Raw genomic sequence first — 21,596 nt, forward strand, 5'->3', positions numbered from 1 at the left:
TTCAAACTCAAATCGTAATTAATTTGCCAATATTGTAATTTGAGGTTGACGATAGCACACTCTTAAGTGTGCTATCCATTCGTAGTTATTCTAGGTTTACCCAAGTAGCGTTTTTATATGAATCCTCAGCAGCATCAATGACTTTTGTTACTTCCCAGGCAGCTCTGAAATCAGGCCACATAGGCGCATCACTGGCAATTCCTTCGATAAGGTCACGAATTTCGACTGCTTTCATATCGTTATATCCAAGACCATGACCGGCTGAAACACAGAAATTTTCATAATCAGGATGTTCTGGTCCGGTTAAAATTGTTCTGAACCCTTGTCTGGCTTTTTGATCTTCGGCAGTAAATAATTGCAGTTCAGACAAATGTTCCTGATCATAAATGATGGTTCCCTTGGTTCCGGTAACTTCAAACCAAAGTCCGTTCTTGCGTCCCCAGGCAATTCGCGATGATTCAATGGTTCCGATCGCGCCATTTTCAAAACGCACCATCATATGAACCTGATCGTCGTTTTCGATAGTTTGAGGCGTCGTATTATTTGGTTCGTATCTGGTTTTGTTGACCGTGCTCATATCCGCACAAAGGGAAGAAATTGGTGAAACAAGGAATTGAGCCATATTGATAATATGTGAGCCCATATCACCTAACGCACCAGTACCGGAAAATTCACGTTTTAAACGCCAGCTGAAAGGTACTTTTTCATCAGCCAGATAGTCTTCGTTAAATGTACCTCTGAAGTGAACCACATCACCAATTTCACCATTAGCGATGATCTGTTTGGCCAATTGAACGGTAGGATTTTTAATGTAGTTAAAACCGGTTAGTGTTTTTACTCCCGCTTCTTCTGCTGCCAATGTCATGATTTTGGCATCTTCAGAATTTAGGGCCAGAGGCTTTTCTGAATAAACATGTTTACCATTTTTAATCGCGGCAAGTGCAATATCTTTGTGTAAAAAGTTAGGAGCGCAGATATCTACAATATCGATGTTTGGATCGCTAACCAGTTGTTGCCATTCGTCTGTATAGCGATTAAATCCAAATTCTTCTGCTTTTTGTTTTGCAAGATCAACATTAACATCAGCAATCATTTCACATTCGATCGATGCGGTAAGTGGGAACACAGCACTGGCATTTCGATACGCAATCGCATGTGCTTTGCCCATATATCCAGTACCAATCATACCAATACGTAGATTTTTCATAGTCCAATCCTTTTTATTCTTCATGTTATTTTTTGTGTGAGACAGATTCATAAATTCAATTTAGTTTCACGCTATTCTTTGTCCACGAGATTAATCATAAAATTAGAGAAGGCTGTGAGTACATGTCCGAAATATTCGACAATATATCTGAAATTAATTTCGATGGTTTGAAGGAGGTCTATTTTGGTAGTGTAAAATATCCGCCTGGAGGTTACCATGGCCCGAGAATTCAGCGTGGGTTGCAGCTATTTCATTTGCTATCTGGTGAGGTGACTTTTTATGTTGAAAAAGTTGAAGTGAATCTCAAACCAGGTGATTTTTGTCTGTTACTTCCCGGTCAGCATGAATTTCATCAATTCAGTAAAGATCAGGAAAGCCACCATACATGGTGTCAGTTAGATTTTTATGAACGACCTGATTATTACAACGATATTATTAAAAACGCACCGTTAGTGACCGAGCAGAATATGGATTTGCTGCGTTTTATGGAATTAGGACTGTCTTTAACCAGAAATCCCGTTATCCCGACAGTGGAATCGTTGATGTTACTCGGTCCGGCACTCATTCGTTATTACATTAACTATGCGAACGGTTATACATCTGAGTCTTCAGAAACAAAAATACCGCGCGCAATTACCAAAGCCTGTGACTATATGAGTGCGCACCTTGCCGAACCGATCACGCTCTCACAAATAGCTGAGGACGCAAACATAACAGCCAATCATCTGGTGGTGATTTTTAATAAATATTTATCTATTACACCGATGAAATACTTGTGGAGATTGCGCTGTCAACAGGCGGCGGTACTACTTAAAGGGACCAGTATTCCCATCGGTAATATTGCGGACCAATTTGGCTTTAGCACGCAATATCACTTTTCCAGATTATTTAAGCAGCATTATGGTGTCGCTCCTTCCATATACAGGAAAAATTAGCGCCATTTGATACGCAAATGGCGCTCAGCTTATTGATTAAGTTGCTCTGGCAGTTGTAATAATTTTCTCAATTCCTTTACATCTTTTTCGGATACTTCATTCGCTGTATTACCCCAACTATTTCTAATGTAGGTTATAGCAGCTGCAACTTGTTTGTCGGATAATTTCCAGGCAAAGCTCGGCATAGCGCCACTTGTTGGATTAGATTGTGTCACAGCTCCTCTTCCTCCCTGGAGCACAGTCGTAATGAGAGATGATGCATTAGGCGAGACTACACCAGGATTATTTGCTAACCCTGCTGCTAGATTTGGAATGCCATGACCATTACTATTGTGGCATGCAGAGCAATTTATACTGTATACAATTGAGCCTAGCTTCATCGATTCATTTGTGGGTGGGGGCGAGGAAACTTTTCGGTGTGGGGAAGGTGGTGTTGATTTTAAATACACGGAAATAGCTTGTAGATCTGTGGTGCTTAGATATTGCGTTGAATTAAAGACCGCTTCAGCCATTGGTCCTGATGCAACGGATACATGATTACTACCGACATGAAGGTAATCCATTATCTGCGCGTTAGTCCAACTACCAATGCCAGTAGTCGGATTAGACGTTATGTCTGGTGCAAACCAATTCCCTAGTTGTCCTCCATGTAAATACTCGTCTTTATCACCACCAAAAATATTTTTTGGTGTATGGCATGACGCGCAGTGTTCAAGTCCTTGGACAAGATATGCACCACGATTCCATTCCTCAGAAGCATTTGAAATTTTTTGGAATCCTTTATTATCAAAAAATAGAAGATTCCAACCCATCATAGCCAATCTAATATTGTACGGAAATGGAAGATTAGTTTTGGGAGAGGGCTTACTAACAGGTTTTAATGACCGAATATACATCCATAAGTCATGCATATCAGAATTGCTGACTTTCACGTAAGCATTATAAGGCATTGCAGGATATAAAAATTTTCCATCTTTACCCCTACCGTGTCTCACTGCGTTAAAAAAGTCTCTCTCAGTCCAATTACCAATACCGAACTCGGGATCCGGAGTGATATTTGTAGAGTATATTTGGCCAAATGGTGTTTCAATTGCATATCCACCAGCATATTTATCTTTACTCTCTGGAGATGTATGACAAGCAACACAGTCTCCCGCAAGCGCTATATATTTGCCTCTTTCAACGGCCGCCATATCGTTTTTGGTGAGTGGAGTTTTTGCTGTTATTACGTTGTCTGCTACGTCATCTGATGATGTATCGTTATTTAGCAATAATAAAAAGCCAACGGCGAGCATACAAATTATTGTTATGCTGAAAAATACGGTTGTTTTTTTCATTTATCAAACCTCCACCAATGGACCAGGATTTTGACGATACTTCTCTATAATCGCTTTTGCTGTCCATAAGCTGAGGGCACCGATGGTTCCTGTTGGATTATATCCTGCATTATTTGGAAACGATGAAGCCCCAAGAACGAAAACATTATGTTGGTCCCACGATTGTTGATAACGGTTTATAGCGCTTGTCTCTGGGTCATTGCCCATTACTGCGCCACCAATAGTGTGGTCGCTTGCGAAGTTATAGGGAGAGTAGTGTCCACTAGCAGAATTAGTTCCTATTACTGTTTTTGCGCCCATAGCTAAACCAATTGCAACGCTTTTCTCCTCGATAAATTTAGCGGACAATCGATCATTATCATTGTAATCAAATGTGACTCTAAGTAGCGGTAATCCATAGTCATCGGTATATTCTGGGTCGAGGTCTAGGTAATAGTCTTCGTGTGAATAACTAGTGCCTTGTCCAAAAATAAATGTCGCGTTTTGAAATGCATGCGTATACGCTTTCTTCCAATCTTTACCCCACCTAGGTGTCCCAGGAGGAAGTGCATCTGCATTTCCGATAGGGCGAGCTCCTCTGGCGACAACTAATATTCCAGCACCTCCAATGAAACCTAGAGATTTATGATCAAAATTATCTCCATTAAAGTCGTCAATTTGAGATGACAACGCACCAGCACCAATAAACTGGTTTAAATTCTCATCTTCAAAAAACAGATTTGCTCCGGATACAGTTTGAAAGCTATACGCTCTACCAACTACACCTGTTTTAGTCACTGGATCATAGGGCGTTCCTAATTTCGAGAGCAACATCAGTCTTACATTCTGCATTTGAAAAGCGGATAGAATGACGATGTCTGCAGGCTGGTACCATTCTTTATTATTTTTGTCGAGGAACGTTACGCCCGTCGCGGTTTTACCGTCTTCTGATTTATCTACTCTGATAACAGTCGAGTCAGTTAGTACGCTAAAGTTGTCTCTTTGCATTAATGCGGGTACTACGCATGCATTTGGACTTGATTTAGAAAAATTACCACAACCGTAGTAAAGACAGTATCCACAGTAGGTGCATGGTCCCATTCTTACACCGAGTGGGTTGACATAAGCTTTAGATGCTTGACCTGCGGGAACCATAAAAGGGTGATAACCAAGACTAGATGTTGCTTCCGAAAACATGTCAGTGAGACGCATACTTTCAAGAGGTGGTAGGGGATACTCACTCATTCTGTTTCCCTCGAATGGATTTCCACCGGAAACGATTTTACCTTTTAATTTGCCTGCCTTACCGGAAACCCCTGCTATTTTTTCGAAACGCTCGTAAAATGGTTCCAGTTCCTCGTAAGTTACTCCCCAATCTTGCAAAATAAGTCCTGGACTAATTTGAGATTTACCATAGCGTTTAACTGTTTGAGTGTAGGGTTGGAAATCATATGGTGAAAAGCGCCATGCCATTCCAGCCCAGTGTGTTCCCGAACCGCCAACGTTATAGCCCATTTCATTGAGGTTCCAATCTCTTGATGGAAGCGCTTTTTGACTAGAATCATTTCTGAATGTCGTTGTTTCTACGGCGGGTGGAAGTAGCATACCGCGACGAGTATCCCAACGAAGTTCGTCGGTATCAATTGACGGTGGGAAATCAGTAGCTGTTTCCCACCAAGGACCACGCTCGATTGCAACAACATTAAGTCCTGCTCGTGTGAGTTCTTCGGCCATCAAGGAACCACACCAGCCTAACCCAACAATAACAGCATCAACTTTTGGACGACTATTGCTCATTTTTTTTCCTTTACGACTTAAGATTATAAAGAGTTATCTATCAAACTAGTGGGAATGATGTCTAAGCGCTGACCTTTCTTACCCAGCAGGTCTCTGAAATCATAACGAGCGCCAGGAAAGCCAATCATCTTCCAACTTGTCATATCTTTATTGCCGCCATAAATAGGATCTGAAAGAAAGCCCTCCCTGACATTTTGTAAAAGCAATTCAAAAAACTCTTTTGTATCTATTTCTTTGCCAAGATTATATTCATTTTTCTCCATTGCGCTGAGCACAAGGTTTTGCTGTGACTCAGCAAGATCTTTGAAATTTTTATTGAAATCTGCGTTCGTCGAGAGGTCCAAAGCAATCAGTCCTCTACGATATCGTTCTGCGGGTGTATAGGGGGTTTGAGGCCCTTGCTCTTTTGTGCCCTTTATAAAACGTCCTCTGCGATAGACCGTTGATGCTTTTCCATAATCACCTGCAAGCTGCCTATCTATGAATATGGCACATCCAGCGTCTCGTCCACCTAAACTAAACTCGTCAGAGGGGATAAATCGCTCTGCGATTTCTTCGATGGTCTCGAGTTCATGTTTTGATAAAAATTGGAGGCCACCATGCTTTGAAGATATTTTTGGAAGAGATACTTCACCTGGTGTCCATGGTTGACCACCACTAATTTCTTTACCGAGTACGGTCGATGCGGCTCCAAGTGCCGCGATAGAACCGAGAAATGTTCGTCGCTTCATATTATTTCCTGTGTACTGACTTTATGAAATTGTTATTTATCACGAGCGAGACTTACTCAATATACAGAAACGTAATGAGGACATGCATTAGATGTAGTGAATATGAATATTGGAAAGGACTCATGATTAAAGTTTGATGATTAACAAAGAAGACGATTAAATTCTGGGGCAATTCAATTACTCTTCTTGTTAATCATCACTACTAGTGTAACCAAATATTACAAAAGTTAATAACCTTATAATGATGGCTTTCCATCATTTAAAGTATTGATTTTTAATATGTATTTAATATAAATTTTCTATTTGTTTTTTTATCTAGGCTAAGTGGTAAAATTACGAATAAGTTAATAAGTAAGATATTAAAACGATGAAAAAATCGACACTTTCTTTGATTGCGGAAAAAGCTAAAGTTGGAATTGCTACTGTTGATAGGGTGATAAATGAGAGAGGTGGAGTCTCTCCTAAAACAGCAGAAAAAGTGATTAAAGCAGCAAGAGATCTTAACTTTAATAGAATATTACCTGAAATATATCAACCTCCATGGGAGGTGGAGATTATTTTAAGTACAAATCCATCGTCTTTTTTTAAGTATATTTTGTCTGGCTTTAATAAAATAATTAAGTATCACCAATATCGTAATGTAAGATTAAGATATACGTTAATATCAGAAGAAAATCCAGATAGACTCGCTTCTCACTTATTTAATAGTTCTGAGAATTTTGATGGTATTATCGTTTTCGCAAATGATACGCCTGAAATATATAGTGCGTTAGAGGAGTGCTATAAAAAAGGCACTCCAGTCATAACTCTCGCAACAGATTTACCCTTTAGCAAACGCCTTTGCCATGTAGGTATAGATCAATATCAGATTGGTCGGACTGCAGCATCACTTATGGTAAAAACGGCTCAGAATTATGGGAATATTCTGTTGATTAGTGGACGATTTGATTATCAGGCTCATATACAGAGAATGCGCGGGTTCACCGACGTAATTAAATCAAAAGAAAATTTCTGTGTCAGTCAAATTAATTATGGTAATGATAACCCAGACATTATTGCAAAGTTACTTGTAGAATATAAATCAAGGAGTCTGGTTGGTATTTATAATTCTGGCGCTGGTAATAGTGCGATAGGTGCGTGGTTGAAAATGAACAAGAATGACATGAAATGTTCATTTATTAGTCATGAGATCTATGAAACAACAACGACTCTTCTTGAACAAGGCATACTTTCTTTTGCATTAGATCAGAATGCCCTCCGTCATGCCGAGCTATCATTAGATATTATGTTCAATTATTTATCTGGTAATCTTATGCCATCTGAATATGGTGATGGTAAGGTGAATTTTAATATATTTACAGATGAGAATTTATATTAAACTGATTGTGTAGTTACAACGCAACTAATTGAGTTTTTTATACTCTGTAATTATTGTCTATTGTACATCGTGTTTTAAAACTATTGATGGGATTTAATCAAAAAAGTTCTTATGTAAGAAATTAAAAATCGACACCCATCTCATACACACTTTCTCAGAGTGAATAGAATCGTCCATACATTAAATATGTAATTTAAATTTCTGTACTCTCATAATTATTCTATGAATCTGAGGAAAATGTATGACTCTAAATATTGGTGTTATTGGCGTTGGTGCAATAGGCAAGGAACATATAAAGAGAATTAATTACTCTCTCCAAGGGGCAACTGTTGTTGCTGCAACTGATGTTAACCTTGATGCAGTGCGTGATTTTCTAAAACAAGAAAAAATCACTGCAGAGGTTTATGCTTCTGGCCAGGAATTGGTGAATTCATCTGATGTTGATGCCATTTTGGTTACATCGTGGGGCCCAACTCATGAGGAGTTTGTTTTAGCAGCTATTGCAGCGGGTAAACCCGTTTTTTGTGAAAAACCATTAGCGGATACTGCTGCTGGCTGTAAACGTATCGTTGATGCTGAAATGGCGACGGGCAAAAAGCTAGTTCAAGTTGGTTTTATGCGCAGATATGATGCTGGTTACAAAATGCTAAAAGCTGCAATTGATAATGGGGATTTAGGTGAACCGCTATTGATCCACTGCTGCCATCGAAATCCTGAAGTCCCAGAAGCCTACTACGGTGATATGCCATTTTCAGATACATTTATCCACGAAATTGATGTACTACGCTGGCTTGTCAATGACGACTATAAGTCGGTACAGGTTATTAATCCTAAACGAACAAAATACACTCATGAGAAATTACAAGATCCTCTTATGGTGATTGTAGAGACTCGTGGCGGTATTCACATTGATGCTGAAATTTTCGTCAATTGTAAATACGGTTACGATATACAGTGTCAAGTCGTTGGAGAAGAGGGGGTTGCTAATCTTCCCGAGCCGATGAGCCTATTAACTCGTAAGGATGCTAAGCTTTCTACAGATATTCTAACTGATTGGAAAATACGTTTTTATGAGTCATATGATGTAGAACTTCAAGACTGGATCGACTCAACGATCAAAGGTGAAGTCAATGGTCCAACTGCATGGGATGGGTATTTTGCTGCTGTGACATCTGATGCTTGCGCAGAAGCAAGAGTTTCAGGGAAAGTCGTCAATATAGACATGCCAGAAACACCAGCTTTCTACAAATAATAATCGATTTTAAATTCAGAAAGCTAATTACGTTTTCCTTTCAGTAGTGCTTATTTTTATGCACTGGATTAAGGAGGTTGTATTTTGCTCCACAACAACAGCCTCCTTATTTTAGAAATTAATATAAGTCTATCCGGAGGCTTTATGTCCAATAATGAAAATATTAATAAAAGTTATAATTTAAAATATATCTTAGTCATATGTGCTGTAGCAGCTCTTGGAGGATTGTTACTAGGTTATGATACTGCTGTAATATCAGGTGCTATAGGTCCTATTCAGAACTTTTTCGAATTGAGTCCACTTGGTGTGGGCTGGGCGGTTTCCAACGTTGCGATTGGTTGTATTGTTGGTGCCTTTTTATCTGGTAGCATTGCGGCTAAATGGGGCCGTAAAAAAGCTTTAATTCTCGCCGCCGTATTGTTTACGATTTCTGCGGTAGGTGCTGCGGTTGTTGATTCCTTCTTCTGGTTTATCGTCTATCGTATGATTGGTGGTTTGGCAGTCGGTATCGCATCATCTGTTTCTCCTATGTACATGTCAGAAGTCTCACCAAAACAAATTCGTGGCCGAGCTTTGAGCTCACAGAACTTTGCAATTGTATTTGGTCAGGTTGTTATCTTTATTGTGAACTTTCTAATCGCTAAAGGTATGACTCACGAATGGATGACTGATATTGGCTGGCGTATCATGATTGGCTCTGAAGCCATTCCTTGTACTCTCTTTGTGCTAGCTTCATTCTTCATTCCTGAGTCCCCTCGTTGGTTAGTTATGATTGGCAAAACCGAAGAAGCGCAACGTATTTTGGGTCGCATCTTTAATCCCGAATATGCACCAATGGTCGTTGCCGATATTCAACGCTCATTAGATGCAGAGAAAAAAGAGAAAGCGGAGCAATCTAAACTTAAAGTGCACAAAGAACGTCGTTTCTGGTTGTTTGTGTATATCGCTGGCATGATTGTTATTTTCCAACAGGCAAGTGGTGTGAACGTAATTATGTACTTTGCTCCAGTGGTATTGGAAAAAGTCACTGGCGATAACGAAGTTGCTCTGTTCTTGACTATCTGGGTTGGTGTGATTCAACTTGTTGGTACTTTCATTGGTTCATTACTGATGGATAAAGTAGGGCGTTTGCCATTAATGAAATTGGGTTCTTTGGGTGCAACGGCTGGTTTATTATTAACTTCTTATTTTATCTACCAGTCTGCAGGCCTGGAAGGTGAAGCTGCAATTCAAATGGGTTACTGGACTCTGCTTGGGATGATGGCATTTATGATTTGTTTCGCCTTCTCATGGAGCTTAGGTGCCTGGATCATCGTTTCTGAAATCTTCCCTAACCGTTACCGTGCATTGGGTATGTCTTTCGCGGTTGGTGGATTATGGGTAAGTAATTTCATCATCGGTTTGGTATTCCCGGTAATGAACGACAGTCCATATTTGAATGAACATTTCAAAGGTGCTTTCCCAATGTGGGTATTTGCGTTCTTTATGGTTCTGTCTTACTTCTTTATCCGTAGATATCTTCCTGAAACCAACGGTGTTTCACTAGAAAAAATGGAAGATCACATTATGGCTAAACAGTATGCCCGTAAAGGAATCATAGCAGAAGAAGCTGCAGAAGCGAATATGTAAGTTACTACTGGCAATATAATATATCTTTGAGACAAAACCCCTTGAGTGATCGAGGGGTTTATTTTTTTCTGGTCGAATATTGTATATATTGGCAGGATAGTCATTGCGCACAGATGTATCAGTATCGGAAACCGGATATGCTCAAAAATATCAACTTAAATCTCTTGAGATCGCTATATGCGCTTTTGCAGGAAGCTCATGTGAGTAACGCAGCGAAGCGACTGCATATCACCCAATCAGCGGTAAGTCGTCAGTTGGCTCAGTTAAGAGAGTTGTGCAATGACGAGTTACTCGTTCGCAATGCAAACAGTCTGGTGCTAACGCCAAAAGCCGAGATACTCAAAACTAAATTAGATGTATTTTTTGGAGATATTGAACATTTATTATCGGATGTTAGCTTTGAACCGGAAACGTGGACCGCAGAATTGGTCATTTCTTCAAGTGATTATGTTGCTCAGTATGTATTACCCGATATTTGTTCTCGACTGAATCGTCAAGCACCACAATTAAGCATTACTTATCATTTATGGAAACCGGAATATATCGGGCAGTTACATGATTTGGGGATAGATATTGCTTCAACGATGCTTCCTGAGGAACCTAAAGGGGTGTCGAGCCAATGCATTGGCAGTGATTATCTGGTTGTCGTCATGAGTCGTAACCATTTATTAGCCAATAAAAGTCAGTTGAATGTCGAAGACATAGTTCAGTACTCGCATATAAAAATAACAGGCGGAGCCGATAAAGACAGCATAGTTGACGAACAATTAAAGCGATTCAATTATCACCGCCATATTCAATTGCAGGTGCCGTTTTTTACTGCAGCGGTAAGCCATTTACAGCAAACAGATTGCCTGATGGTAATGCCATTACATATCGCGGAGAATTTATCGAAATACTGGCCTATTACGCATAAGAAACTGCCATTCGACGTCAGTAGTAATAAGTATTGGTTAATATGGCATCCAAAATTTGATCATGACTTAAGCCATAAATGGGCGAGAGAACAAATTGTTTCTGCAATGCAAGATTGTGATAGTTCGATACATCTTTGATTTTTTAATTTCGGCTATGACTTAAAATCATAGTCATAATGATTAATTATGATTTCCAAGAATGATTTGGCTGGACTTAAGATACCACCAAATGGAGGAAATCATGACAGCTACATTATTTATCACTTTATTACCGATATGTCTTTTAGGTGCGATGTCTCCCGGCCCAAGTCTGGCTGTTGTCGCTAAACATTCCTTATCTGCGGGGCGGATACATGGAGTGGTATCTGCATGGGCGCATTCTTGCGGAATTCTTATTTATGCATTGCTAACCATTAGCGGGTTATCCGTGGTTCTTCAGCATTCTCCCGTTTTGTTTAAATGTATTAACTATTTAGGCGTGTCCTATTTGGTATTTCTGGGGATAAAAGCGCTGCAATCCAAAGGCGGAATTGCAGAAAAAATGCGAACAGGGGAGAAAGGAACAAAAATTCAAGCGGCAAGAGACGGTTTTGCTATATCGATATTAAATCCTAAAATTGCCTTGTTTTTTATTGCGTTGTTTAGCCAGTTTATTAATCCGTCGTACACCATTGATGAAAAGGCAATGGTTACCTTGATGCCAGCATTTATTGACGGGGTATGGTACACAATTATTGCGATGATCTTGTCGAGTTCTGCAATGGTTGAACGCATACATGGAAGAGCTTCTTTAATCGATAAAGTTTCAGGAATCTTTTTACTGCTAGTGGCGATTATAGCGATAACTAATTGAGAGTTAATATTATTTTTTGATTATTCATACTTTGTGTTTTCTTATTTTACAATGATTAGCTTATAGCTATATCTTTTATTGGATAGTATACGCAACCTGTTTTAATAATGTATCCACGCTTGTAAAAGGATAAGTATCTTTTTATGATTTGTAAGAAAATACTACTGGAGAATCTCATCTATTCAAATGATGGCTATGGTAAAATAAGAGAAAGATTATTGATTAGTGCATCAAATAAAGATATTTAAGAACTGATTTCCTTTATCATCGAAGAAACTCCGATAAATCTATTTTTTAAAATAGAGAACACTTTATATATAAAAAATATATATTATGGTATTGAGGTTCAAGTGAGTATAGAAAACAATAAAGTAGTCTCAGCAGGCAGACTTCGGTAATAGTTATATATTCCTTAATTTTATTTTATATGTTTTTAAATATTTGACTAGAAAGGGTTTTATATAAAAATTCGACGCATATTCTAGTCTTTGCAGATATGGCTAAACGGTTTGGATACACAGCCCAAATATCGGCTGGTTGTGAATATTCAGGAAGAATTTGTATTAGTGCTCCAGTTGTGATTAGATTTTGAATATCCTATTGGGAGCGTAGCATGATCCCACAACCATTTAGAGCCCATTGTCTGACGATATCTCCGTTATTCGAAGATAGCGAACCTGCTATTTTTATAAAATGGTTTTTATTTTTTCTATCTGTTAATTTCCAAGCTCCATTAGTGACATGTCTGTCTTTGATTACTAAGCATTGATGCTGTTTTAAATCATGAATATGTTGAGGAGTCCCGAATCTATCTAGGTAATTTGGAGAAGCATATAGAATGCGAGAATTTTTGGCTAGTCGTTTGCTTATATGTTGCTCAGGAAGATCATTTCCAATAAATATTTCTAGATCAAATCCTTCCTGTACCAGATCAATTGTCCGGTCAAATACTTCAAAGCTAATATCCAGTTCGGGATATTGTCTTGATAGATCTGCGACAGCAGGAGCTAAATGTGCTCTCCCAAAACCAAAGCTACTGCATATATTTACTTGACCGTGTGCAATTAGCGCATCGAGCGATAAAATACTAATTAGCTGATCATAGTTTTCTAGCATTTCAATAGCCCACTCAAATACATGATGGCCATTGGTTGTTAAAGCCAATTGTCGCGTTGAGCGGTGTAGGACCCTAGTGTTGAGTGTACTCTCAAGTATTGTTATGCGCTTACTAATGTATGCTGGTGATTGACCTAATGCTCTTGCCGCCTGAGCAAAACTACCAGTTTGGACTATAGCGATAAATACATTTAAATCCTGTGGTAGTGGATACTATTTACGAATCGTGTTCTCAGGTGTCATTCTTATTATCTTGTCATTACATATTGTGCTTAATACTATTACGTCATTTTCCCTGTAGCAAATTAATTTAATGACCACAAAAGTTTATATCTTTAGTGAAAACGTGACGCGCTGACTTTGTAACGCAAAAAATCGAATTGCATCTGATTAGTAAGAAGTTTTCACGTAATGCGCTAAACGGTCAGCGCCAGTAGAACGTATTGTTGTTTTGTTATCGAAGTTAAAGTAGATACTGCATTGAAGAACCTGAATAGATAAGGTTTTAGAGGCTATTGAAGGTACTGTCAGAAGTACTCACGTGAAGGACCGGCCAAAATCATTTTTCGAAAAATCGGCCAGGAATTTTATTAAACTTGAAACTTTTTAGGGAGAGTAGCTCGTTTTAATATTTTCGGTTAAACATTGGGAGCCGCATCTAATATGCCGTTTGGATCACTACCTTTTGATTCCGGAAATAAATCTTCTATTTTAATTGATGGTTTTTCATCTTAATTTTGTGATTCATTATTGTTAATGATTTATTTATGATTGCTATTATATCTTTCGTTGATTTAATGCATCAATAAACATCAAGAGGAAGAGATTATGATTAAAGCCCTACATGGAATATCGACAAACTATTGCAATGTAATGACAGAAACTCGAATTGCACATGAAACTGGATATGATGCAATGGAGTTTATCCAAACAAAATTGCTCAGATATTTAGATAACGGTGGAACAACTAAAGAGCTCAAACGGCGAGTGGATAATTTTGGTCTTAATACAGCATGCGTCAATGCACTACTAAGCATTGAAAGGCACCAAGGTGAAGAACGCGACCAAATGTTGAAAGAGGCAGAACGTCTGACACAGATTGCCCATGACTTAGAATGTCCTACAGTGCAAATTCTACCTTTATTCAGTATTGATCATTTGCCTAAAGAATCCATAATGAAAATTATGCTAAATAATATTGATGCTATATCCGATATAGGTCTGAAATACGGTGTTAAATATCAGATTGAAATTATAACTGAGACTCAATTTAATACCATTGAACAAGCAAGTAACATAATAAATACTTTAGATAAAGGTAATATTGGTATTGTTGTCGATTTTTGGCACTTACACTGCTCTGGCTATACTGCTGAAGATATTGCTAAGTTAAATAAAGATATTATCTATGGTGTTCACTTTTGTGATGGACGCAGGCCTTATGCTGGTGAAGAGTGGAATGAATTGGTCCAAAGAAACTACTTCCCAGGCGAAGGTGACGTTGACATCCAAGGTTTTTCTGACGCGGTTAAGTCAACAGGATTTGATGGGGTATGGTCTACAGAACTCTTCAGCCCGAATAGATGGGAAGATGATTTATGGGATGCTGCAAAAGCGTGTATCGATAACATGAGCAAATTTACAGGTTAATATTCTAATAACCTTTCGTGTAGTACGCAGAAGTTTCATAATTCTTAAAACAAAAAGTGCAATATGTTTAGTAGCAAGTGAAGTCTTTTATCATGTAATAGCGAAAACATTTTAAATGTTAATACTACGTCGAAAAGCTAAATTGGCGTGCTATTCAAGTAGCACGTCAGTGCATTTATGCATTAGAGTGTTTAAGCATGTAGCTGCTATCCCCAATAAGTCACACAATGGCTCGATGGTATCTTAGGAATATTTAGAGTTTAAATTTAACATCATCGAGTTTATGGAATCTTTGTTCTGATTAGTCAGGTTGAGTCAGGTCACTGTAACTCAATGTATTGAAACGTCATTAGTAGTGGTATTTCGACTAAAGAGGATTGCTAGTAATTACTGTGCAGTCTAATTGGCTGAAATAATCTTTTGCTACGGTATTGTTTGGAGAGCAGATTAGGTAATCAACATCTTCAGATGTCATAAACGGGTATGGGCCTAATGCCTCTATTTTGTCCTCAGTACACAGCGCAACAATAGCTCCGGCTTTAGATGCTGCATGGCGTTTGAATTCGCCATCCTGATAGTGAATAGCGCTGAACCCTGCTTCTGATGACCAACCACAAATCCCCATAAAGCAGAGATCAAATCGAAATTTGCTTAACGCTTCTACGGCGCTAATGTCTATGGCACCACCCACTGCATAATTCAGTTCGCCACCGATAAGAATGGTTCTAATATGTTGTCTTTCCAGTAGTCGGGTTGCTATAGCAGGGCTATTGGTAACGACAGTCAGACCAATATCGTTAGGTAACAGGCTTGCGAGTAACATATGCGTACTGCTGGCATCTAAGAAAATGACTTGCTCTGCTTTGATAATGGTTAACGCGGCGAGCGCCAGAGCTTGCTTTTCGCTATTTCTGTTTTCTAAACGTTGCTCTTGCGTCCCTGTCGGTGGTACGAGAGACAGCACTCCACCATGAATTCGTTTACACAATCCTTCATTGGCAAGAAAACGTAAATCTCGACGAATAGTGGCTTCGGTCGTTCCAAGTTGTACGGCTAAATCGGTCGCCATTACTTTGTTATGAGATTCCAGTAAATTCAGGATTAACTGATGACGTTCTTCTGGTGAAAATTTTTCCATTATCATTTTCTATTCGTGAGCGATGACAATCATTATAAACAAACACGCTTTATGTTCATATCTGTTCGTTTACACTTGTCGCATTTTGAGCTTTAAGTGGTCACGCCTTTCGTCACGCCCACTTAAAGAAACCGATTATGATTTTCTTTGGAGTGCCAGGAGCTGTAATATCGTGTGCATTACACCATCCTCATCATTCGAACGGGTAATATAGTTTGCCGCCGCTTTCGTTTCCTCAAAAGCATTACGCATAGCAAAGCTAAAATGAGCACGTTCCATCAGCTCAATATCATTGAATCCATCTCCAAATACCATGGTTTCAGCTTCCGTCGCTCCGACGATGGATTGTAGCCTTTCAACGGTGGTGCCTTTGTGAACCCCTGCATTCGCAATATCGATCCATGCGGCTTCCGATACAACGATATAGGCTTGTTCGTCAAAGTGAGAGATTTGAGGACGGATTGTTGGGCACTGTTTATTCTCGTCATAAACCGTGATCTTAACGAAATCAGAATCAATATCTGCATATGAATCGACCAGTTTTACCTCAGCATATGAACGTCTCACTAAGGTGCGTAAATGCTCGGGAGTATCTCGTTTGATGGCTGCAAAATCGGGAGTACACGCAATGACAATATGTGAACCTTCGATAGATTCTAATTGCTGAATAATATTAAGCCCTAATGTGTTGTTGAGAAGAGATTGATAAATAAACACTCCCTTGTGTTTGATGCGAGTGGCACTGTCTCCGAGTATCCAAAAATCTTTGCTTTGTTCACCAAATAGTTCTTCAACACGTTCAACTTGCTTGCCAGTACAAGGGGCAAATTTCACACCATGCTCCTGCATGCTGGCCACGACTTCCTGAAATAATTCGCGGTTGTAATCCCCATGGCTGTTTAGAAAAGTGCCATCCATATCAGTGATAATCAGTTTAATCATTTTTGCGTTTCCCATTTATTTATTCGTTTTTACTCAAACAATAAGAACACAAATGAACACATGCATCAATATATGAACAATTTATTTGTTTTATTGTGTTCGCTTTTGTTTGTTTTTGTGTATACTTCCTTCCGAGTAGTACTTGATGGTTTGACGAAATAGCGATTAGTCAATTTGTATGGAGAGTTGTGCGATGGTAACGATGCAGGACGTTGCAGATTACGCTGGCGTATCTAAAGCTAGTGTTTCAAGAGTGGTTAATGGTCTTGCAGTATCACCTGAAATTACTCAAAAAGTAACGGCCGCAATGCAAGGGTTAGGATATCGTCCCAATACACTGGCACGAGCGCTTACAACAAGAAAGAACTCAGTCATTGGAGTTATCATCTCTGAAAGCCTGAATAAGGATCCTGTAGTAACAGAATTTCTTTCTCAGCTCTTAGAGATAACTAGTCAATTGAATAAACCGTTGATAGTGCTGCGAGACCAGAATGAGCACTTTTCACGACTGAAAAGCTTCCAGACATTGATAGAGCAGAGATGTGAGGGAATTATTCATGTGTCCTCAGGTAATAATCCATACCTGGACTCCTCATTATTTGAATCGGGACTGTGTGATGGTATTCCAATGGTTGTTATTCAAAATAAAGAAGAACAGGTCAATTCTTGTCTTCAAGGTCATGAAAAGTTACTCGTTAGTACTACCGATTGCAGTGTTGTGATTAATTCAATAAAACGTCAATCTCTGAGCATAGGTGAAAGTATTAATCGCATCATTTCAGTTTTTTCAATTCAGGCAAGGTAATGATTTGTGGATGAATTTCAGAAAATGCTCGCTGGAGAGCTATACAATCCAAGTGATAACAATTTGAGTCTGATGCGTGCCCGAACAAGGAAATTGATTGATAAATTTAATCATTCCTCTTTTGAAGAAGAAAGTCGTCTGAAGCTTCTGAAAAGCTTACTGGGCAAAGCGGGTGACAATATCTCGATTCATCATAACTTTTATTGCGACTACGGCTGCAATATCTATGTTGGCTCCAATTTTTTCGCCAATTACGATTGCGTGATTCTGGATTGTGCTGAAGTACACTTTGGCGATAACTGCCTGCTGGGTCCCCAAGTGGGTATCTATACCGCGACACACCCACTTGACCCAATTGAGCGAGCCAGTGGGCTAGAGTCAGCAAAGCCGATTCTCATAGGAAATGATTGCTGGATTGGTGGGCATGCGACGATAAACCCTGGTGTCACTTTGGGTAACAATGTGGTTGTTGCCTCCGGAAGTGTGGTCACTAAGAGTTTTGGTGATAACCTAGTCATTGGTGGTAATCCCGCTCGCGTTATTCGCGAACTTAAATGTTCATCGGTCACTGCATCAGAAGAGAAGGAATCGAAATAATGAAAACCAATTCTTATGTTGGTGAAGTGGTGTTGAATGAAGTTCAGATTCAAGAAGGAGTAAAACGTGTTGCTCAACAGCTTAATCAACAATTCGATGATGCTGTCGTGATTACCGTTGTCCCTGGCGGAATATTATTTACGGCTGATCTTGTTCGCCAGTTATCCTTTGATATTAGTATGGATTATATTTCTTGCCCGCATACTCCCGGAAATAGAAACAATAATTCTGAAATTGTGTATCACCAGAGCATCAACATTACGGGAAGAAATGTCATTTTGGTTGATGATGCGATTGAATCTGGAGGTACTATGAAGCGCCTGACTGAGAATTTGAGCAACAAATTTGATATTAAATCTTTATCAATAGCAACTCTGTTTGTGAAACCCAGTCGAGTAGATATTCCAGTTCCTCAATACTTTGCTTATGAAATGGATAATGACGAGCTGTTAGTCGGTTATGGCCTACCGTGGAAAGATAAGTCCCGCAACCTACCTTTTATATCTAAAGTGATTTAATTTCTACCAGACACAACGGGCTTTTTTATCTCTGAAAAGCCTATGTTCATGCCTGTTACGTGAATGGATGGTGTGGAGGTTTTGGGAATAATGGGTTAAACCATTACTACAATCATTATTACCACTCGTCAGCGATTGGAGGTAACGATTGTATTTGGTCAATCAAAACGAACCCATGGAATCAAACGTCCTTTTAAACTTGATGAAATATGGCGTATTCGCACTAGGCTTGAGTTGGAAGGTAACCTGATGGAATTGGCGCTTCTTAATCTTGCGATTGATTCGAAGTTACGATCGTGTGACTTGCTGAACCTAAAGGTACAGGACGTAGCAGCTCAAAGGATGGTAAATGAACGGGCTCAATGCAAACAATGAAAAACCGGTATTGCAATTCAATTCGAAATTACCCCAAGAACTCAGCAAAGTATAAGCCATTGGATATATCACAGCGCCCTTGAACCAAAGGACTTTTTATTTCCGAGTATCCGGAAGGAAAACCAATCTTTAAGTTATTCCTATTATCGAAAAATTATTAAATCATGGGCCGAAAAGTTAGGTTTAGATGTCGATTTATACGGTACTCATTTAATGCAAAGAACGAAAGCCACATTGATTTATGCAAGAACAAAAAATATCCGAGCAGTGCAATTGCTGCGAGGTCATACAAAAATCGACAATACAATCAGGTATCTTGGGATTGAGATTGAAGATGCTTTAAAACTTTCCCTTGAGACTGATAGTTAATGGTTTGTTGGTTTAAACGGTAGCTTTCAGTCAGCTTTGACCATATGCCTGACTGAAAGCTGCCCCTAAACGTTCTACTGCCTAATTACAATTATTCCAACCTGTTTGTTTATCGACCAATTTTATCTAATGAATATGAGACTTTTACCTAGTAATAATGTAGGAATAAGTTCACAATAATTTGAGTGTTTGGGCGGCTAATAATTTGCTCCCAAAAGAGATGAGATTGATTATCAAAGGGAGTTGGAAATCCGTTAGTTCGTTTTTCTTCAGAATTTAGTATGACTAATTATGTCGTGTTATTACTGGTCGCATTTGCAGGTTTTATATCTGCTGCTGACAATTGGATTGCTTCGTTATTGTTACCTAGTATTGCGAATAGTTTTAGTGTGGATATTTCTACTGCTAGTATTGTATTAACGGTATACCTGATTCCATACGGAGTGATGCAGCCAGTCTATGGTTTCTTCAGTGATAAATTGGGGAAAGCTCGAATTCTTAAATCCTTAGTATTGCTGTTGGCAATCTCAACATTTCTATGTGCACAAGCTCATACTTTATCGCTCCTGACTTGTTACCGATTTATTACTGGTTTTTTTGCCGCCGGGATTATTGCTGTTTCTCTGGGGATTTTAGGCGAAACATATGACCAGAGTCAGTTGACCAAGGTAGTAGGATTATTTCTGGGAATTGTTTTTTTAGGACAAGGGATAAGTGCGGGTATAGGTGGATGGTTAATTGAACATATTGGCTGGCGGCAGATTTTTCTGATTTTCTCTGGAGCGGCAACTATCTCATTTGTCTCACTATTTCTGTTGCCATCAATTGGTCTTGTAAAAGAACAGGCTAAATTTTGGTCCTCCGTTCTTAATTTATTGCGAACCAGAAATCTGAGAAATATGTACTTATTGGCATTCTGTAACGGTTTTGCTGTATTAGGCGGCTATTCATTTATTGGTTCATATCTTCATATTAGCATTGGTATTGATTATTCCTATGTCGGGATGGGGCTTATGCTTTTTGGATTTGTGAGCTTCGCAGGTGGATTTATTAACAAACTCCTTTTAGCTAAGTTTTCTCATAATATGGTATTGAATATTGGTTTTATAACATCATGTATAGCGCTCATTATTTTTTCCACGGGTAATGTTTTTGGGTTATATGTTGCCATTCTCATGCTAGGTCTTGGCTATGTCTGGGTACAATCTATCCTAGCTAGTAAAGCTTTGGAACTTGCCGAAAATAATAAGGGACTATCTTCAGGGATTATTGGTGTTGGTATTTTTTGTGGTGGCGGATTAGGTACTCTTGTTGGTAGTTCATTCCTTAAATATTTCAGTTTTTCGTCTTTATTTATCGTATTTTCGGTTGTGGTAGTGATTACTTTAGTTTTTCTAAACAGTAAGGGGAAAAATCGTTTACAAGCCAGAAAAATTTAACAAAATTCAAAATTCACAGTACTTTTTTCATCTAAATGGTTCTCAGGTTACTCAAATCAGTTCTATCACATATATTTAGACACTGGTCTTTTTCAAGGATCTAGTGATTTAGATAAAGAAGAAGTGGGAGTATTTTCTAATTTGAACAGCAAATTCATGATGGTGAAGTAAAAGATACTACTACCATTACTGTATTCTTAATGTGTAAGTTTAAAAATTTTATTTAGTCCAGTCTGTAAAGATCAAATAAATTAAAATGGCTTAAGAGCTATTGGGAAACCGTCGATTTTACATACTAAAAGTTATTCGAAAAAATTACTGGGCTAATGGAACGTAACACGAAAGTTGTCCACTTTCGTTTCAGTCTGCTCTGGCTGAAACGTGCCCCAAACCTTCTTAGGTCTGATTTACTGGACGTGACTGATGCTTCACTTTATTGACTTTTTGACCTAGAGATCTTACTGTGGGTGTGTTTTGAAAAAAGAATATTCAATCAACACTTTTATACTTCAATATTTTTGGTGGCGCTCTTTCTAAAGCGGCTCAGAATACCCATGTTCCTTAGCCGCCGTATGGTAGCTGAGTGAGTTCCTTCTTCCCTTATGTTAGCTTCGGTGGTCAAATTAATCGGA

At 38.8% G+C, this 21,596-nt stretch carries 18 protein-coding genes and 2 pseudogenes; 12 read left to right on the plus strand and 8 right to left on the minus strand.

Features of this window, described 5'->3' with window-relative positions:
- Nucleotides 1-85: 85 nt before the first annotated feature.
- Complete coding sequence (locus EES38_RS20535; RefSeq protein WP_124939097.1) at nucleotides 86-1,207, minus strand: Gfo/Idh/MocA family protein; 1,122 nt, start codon at nucleotides 1,205-1,207, stop codon at nucleotides 86-88.
- Nucleotides 1,208-1,329: 122 nt separating this feature from the next.
- Between EES38_RS20535 and EES38_RS20540 the strand changes: the two genes are divergently transcribed.
- Nucleotides 1,330-2,142: a helix-turn-helix domain-containing protein gene (locus tag EES38_RS20540; RefSeq protein ID WP_124939098.1), complete on the plus strand. Its 813-nt coding sequence runs from the start codon at nucleotides 1,330-1,332 to the stop codon at nucleotides 2,140-2,142.
- Nucleotides 2,143-2,171: 29 nt separating this feature from the next.
- Here EES38_RS20540 and EES38_RS20545 read toward each other — a convergent pair whose 3' ends face one another.
- From EES38_RS20545 to EES38_RS20555, 3 genes are read right to left on the minus strand one after another with little or no spacing between them, the layout of a single operon-like run.
- The gene (locus tag EES38_RS20545; protein ID WP_124939099.1) at nucleotides 2,172-3,479 is read right to left on the minus strand and encodes a c-type cytochrome; all 1,308 of its coding nucleotides are present in this window, start codon (nucleotides 3,477-3,479) and stop codon (nucleotides 2,172-2,174) included.
- A gap of 3 nt (nucleotides 3,480-3,482) precedes the next feature.
- Nucleotides 3,483-5,255, minus strand: a complete 1,773-nt coding sequence (locus EES38_RS20550) for a GMC family oxidoreductase (protein ID WP_124939100.1) — start codon at nucleotides 5,253-5,255, stop codon at nucleotides 3,483-3,485.
- Nucleotides 5,256-5,278: 23 nt separating this feature from the next.
- Complete coding sequence (locus EES38_RS20555; protein WP_124939101.1) at nucleotides 5,279-5,986, minus strand: gluconate 2-dehydrogenase subunit 3 family protein; 708 nt, start codon at nucleotides 5,984-5,986, stop codon at nucleotides 5,279-5,281.
- Between the two features lie 367 nt (nucleotides 5,987-6,353).
- Between EES38_RS20555 and EES38_RS20560 the strand changes: the two genes are divergently transcribed.
- The 5 genes from EES38_RS20560 to EES38_RS20580 all read left to right on the plus strand — a co-directional run bounded on the left by EES38_RS20560 (nucleotide 6,354) and on the right by EES38_RS20580 (nucleotide 12,015).
- Complete coding sequence (locus EES38_RS20560) at nucleotides 6,354-7,364, plus strand: LacI family DNA-binding transcriptional regulator (RefSeq protein WP_124939102.1); 1,011 nt, start codon at nucleotides 6,354-6,356, stop codon at nucleotides 7,362-7,364.
- A gap of 241 nt (nucleotides 7,365-7,605) precedes the next feature.
- A complete protein-coding gene (gene iolG, locus EES38_RS20565) occupies nucleotides 7,606-8,616 on the plus strand; it encodes a bifunctional inositol 2-dehydrogenase/D-chiro-inositol 1-dehydrogenase (RefSeq protein ID WP_124939103.1) in 1,011 nt (336 codons plus the stop codon).
- Between the two features lie 144 nt (nucleotides 8,617-8,760).
- The gene (locus tag EES38_RS20570) at nucleotides 8,761-10,245 is read left to right on the plus strand and encodes a sugar porter family MFS transporter (RefSeq protein WP_124939104.1); all 1,485 of its coding nucleotides are present in this window, start codon (nucleotides 8,761-8,763) and stop codon (nucleotides 10,243-10,245) included.
- A gap of 137 nt (nucleotides 10,246-10,382) precedes the next feature.
- Nucleotides 10,383-11,300, plus strand: coding sequence for a LysR family transcriptional regulator (locus EES38_RS20575; RefSeq protein WP_124939105.1), 918 nt, complete (start codon nucleotides 10,383-10,385; stop codon nucleotides 11,298-11,300).
- A gap of 103 nt (nucleotides 11,301-11,403) precedes the next feature.
- On the plus strand, nucleotides 11,404-12,015 hold the full coding sequence (locus EES38_RS20580) for a LysE family translocator (protein ID WP_124939106.1): 612 nt from the start codon (nucleotides 11,404-11,406) through the stop codon (nucleotides 12,013-12,015).
- Between the two features lie 597 nt (nucleotides 12,016-12,612).
- Here the strand turns inward: EES38_RS20580 and EES38_RS22355 are convergent.
- Both EES38_RS22355 and EES38_RS22645 read right to left on the minus strand, forming a co-directional pair.
- The gene (locus EES38_RS22355; protein ID WP_279432227.1) at nucleotides 12,613-13,131 is read right to left on the minus strand and encodes a LysR substrate-binding domain-containing protein; all 519 of its coding nucleotides are present in this window, start codon (nucleotides 13,129-13,131) and stop codon (nucleotides 12,613-12,615) included.
- A gap of 39 nt (nucleotides 13,132-13,170) precedes the next feature.
- A pseudogene (locus EES38_RS22645) lies at nucleotides 13,171-13,320 on the minus strand (LysR family transcriptional regulator); the annotation flags it as partial.
- A 639-nt stretch (nucleotides 13,321-13,959) separates the two neighbouring features.
- On the opposite strand from EES38_RS22645, the gene EES38_RS20590 reads away from it, so the two are divergent.
- Nucleotides 13,960-14,781 (plus strand): sugar phosphate isomerase/epimerase family protein, encoded by an 822-nt coding sequence (locus EES38_RS20590; protein ID WP_124939107.1) that lies wholly within the window; start codon nucleotides 13,960-13,962, stop codon nucleotides 14,779-14,781.
- A gap of 367 nt (nucleotides 14,782-15,148) precedes the next feature.
- Here the strand turns inward: EES38_RS20590 and EES38_RS20595 are convergent, their stop codons facing one another.
- Entirely contained in the window at nucleotides 15,149-15,919 is a 771-nt protein-coding gene (locus EES38_RS20595) for a DeoR/GlpR family DNA-binding transcription regulator (protein ID WP_124939108.1), read from the minus strand.
- A gap of 135 nt (nucleotides 15,920-16,054) precedes the next feature.
- A complete protein-coding gene (locus tag EES38_RS20600; protein ID WP_124939109.1) occupies nucleotides 16,055-16,861 on the minus strand; it encodes a Cof-type HAD-IIB family hydrolase in 807 nt (268 codons plus the stop codon).
- A 193-nt stretch (nucleotides 16,862-17,054) separates the two neighbouring features.
- Here EES38_RS20600 and EES38_RS20605 point away from each other — a divergent pair, with 193 nt between their 5' ends.
- The 5 genes and pseudogenes from EES38_RS20605 to EES38_RS20625 all read left to right on the plus strand — a co-directional run bounded on the left by EES38_RS20605 (nucleotide 17,055) and on the right by EES38_RS20625 (nucleotide 20,964).
- On the plus strand, nucleotides 17,055-17,666 hold the full coding sequence (locus EES38_RS20605; protein WP_166434316.1) for a LacI family DNA-binding transcriptional regulator: 612 nt from the start codon (nucleotides 17,055-17,057) through the stop codon (nucleotides 17,664-17,666).
- A 6-nt stretch (nucleotides 17,667-17,672) separates the two neighbouring features.
- A complete protein-coding gene (locus EES38_RS20610; protein WP_124939111.1) occupies nucleotides 17,673-18,263 on the plus strand; it encodes a sugar O-acetyltransferase in 591 nt (196 codons plus the stop codon).
- Entirely contained in the window at nucleotides 18,263-18,781 is a 519-nt protein-coding gene (locus EES38_RS20615) for a phosphoribosyltransferase (RefSeq protein ID WP_124939112.1), read from the plus strand. Before EES38_RS20610 ends, EES38_RS20615 begins: the two co-directional genes overlap by 1 nt.
- Nucleotides 18,782-18,928: 147 nt before the next feature.
- Nucleotides 18,929-19,525: pseudogene (locus EES38_RS20620) on the plus strand (tyrosine-type recombinase/integrase).
- Between the two features lie 281 nt (nucleotides 19,526-19,806).
- Entirely contained in the window at nucleotides 19,807-20,964 is a 1,158-nt protein-coding gene (locus EES38_RS20625; protein WP_124939113.1) for an MFS transporter, read from the plus strand.
- Nucleotides 20,965-21,596 lie beyond the last annotated feature (632 nt).

This window comes from Vibrio viridaestus, assembly GCF_003856525.1.
In the GTDB taxonomy this organism is placed as follows: Bacteria; Pseudomonadota; Gammaproteobacteria; order Enterobacterales; family Vibrionaceae; genus Vibrio; species Vibrio viridaestus.

Excerpts from the sequence above, each read along its gene's own strand:
- EES38_RS20535 (WP_124939097.1), bottom strand. The coding sequence starts at position 1,207 with ATGAAAAATCTACGTATTGGTATGATTGGTACTGGATATATGGGCAAA.
- EES38_RS20540 (WP_124939098.1), top strand. The coding sequence starts at position 1,330 with ATGTCCGAAATATTCGACAATATATCTGAAATTAATTTCGATGGTTTG.
- EES38_RS20545 (WP_124939099.1), bottom strand. The coding sequence starts at position 3,479 with ATGAAAAAAACAACCGTATTTTTCAGCATAACAATAATTTGTATGCTC.
- EES38_RS20550 (WP_124939100.1), bottom strand. The coding sequence starts at position 5,255 with ATGAGCAATAGTCGTCCAAAAGTTGATGCTGTTATTGTTGGGTTAGGC.
- EES38_RS20555 (WP_124939101.1), bottom strand. The coding sequence starts at position 5,986 with ATGAAGCGACGAACATTTCTCGGTTCTATCGCGGCACTTGGAGCCGCA.
- EES38_RS20560 (WP_124939102.1), top strand. The coding sequence starts at position 6,354 with ATGAAAAAATCGACACTTTCTTTGATTGCGGAAAAAGCTAAAGTTGGA.
- iolG (WP_124939103.1), top strand. The coding sequence starts at position 7,606 with ATGACTCTAAATATTGGTGTTATTGGCGTTGGTGCAATAGGCAAGGAA.
- EES38_RS20570 (WP_124939104.1), top strand. The coding sequence starts at position 8,761 with ATGTCCAATAATGAAAATATTAATAAAAGTTATAATTTAAAATATATC.
- EES38_RS20575 (WP_124939105.1), top strand. The coding sequence starts at position 10,383 with ATGCTCAAAAATATCAACTTAAATCTCTTGAGATCGCTATATGCGCTT.
- EES38_RS20580 (WP_124939106.1), top strand. The coding sequence starts at position 11,404 with ATGACAGCTACATTATTTATCACTTTATTACCGATATGTCTTTTAGGT.
- EES38_RS22355 (WP_279432227.1), bottom strand. The coding sequence starts at position 13,131 with ATGCTAGAAAACTATGATCAGCTAATTAGTATTTTATCGCTCGATGCG.
- EES38_RS20590 (WP_124939107.1), top strand. The coding sequence starts at position 13,960 with ATGATTAAAGCCCTACATGGAATATCGACAAACTATTGCAATGTAATG.
- EES38_RS20595 (WP_124939108.1), bottom strand. The coding sequence starts at position 15,919 with ATGGAAAAATTTTCACCAGAAGAACGTCATCAGTTAATCCTGAATTTA.
- EES38_RS20600 (WP_124939109.1), bottom strand. The coding sequence starts at position 16,861 with ATGATTAAACTGATTATCACTGATATGGATGGCACTTTTCTAAACAGC.
- EES38_RS20605 (WP_166434316.1), top strand. The coding sequence starts at position 17,055 with ATGGTAACGATGCAGGACGTTGCAGATTACGCTGGCGTATCTAAAGCT.
- EES38_RS20615 (WP_124939112.1), top strand. The coding sequence starts at position 18,263 with ATGAAAACCAATTCTTATGTTGGTGAAGTGGTGTTGAATGAAGTTCAG.
- EES38_RS20625 (WP_124939113.1), top strand. The coding sequence starts at position 19,807 with ATGACTAATTATGTCGTGTTATTACTGGTCGCATTTGCAGGTTTTATA.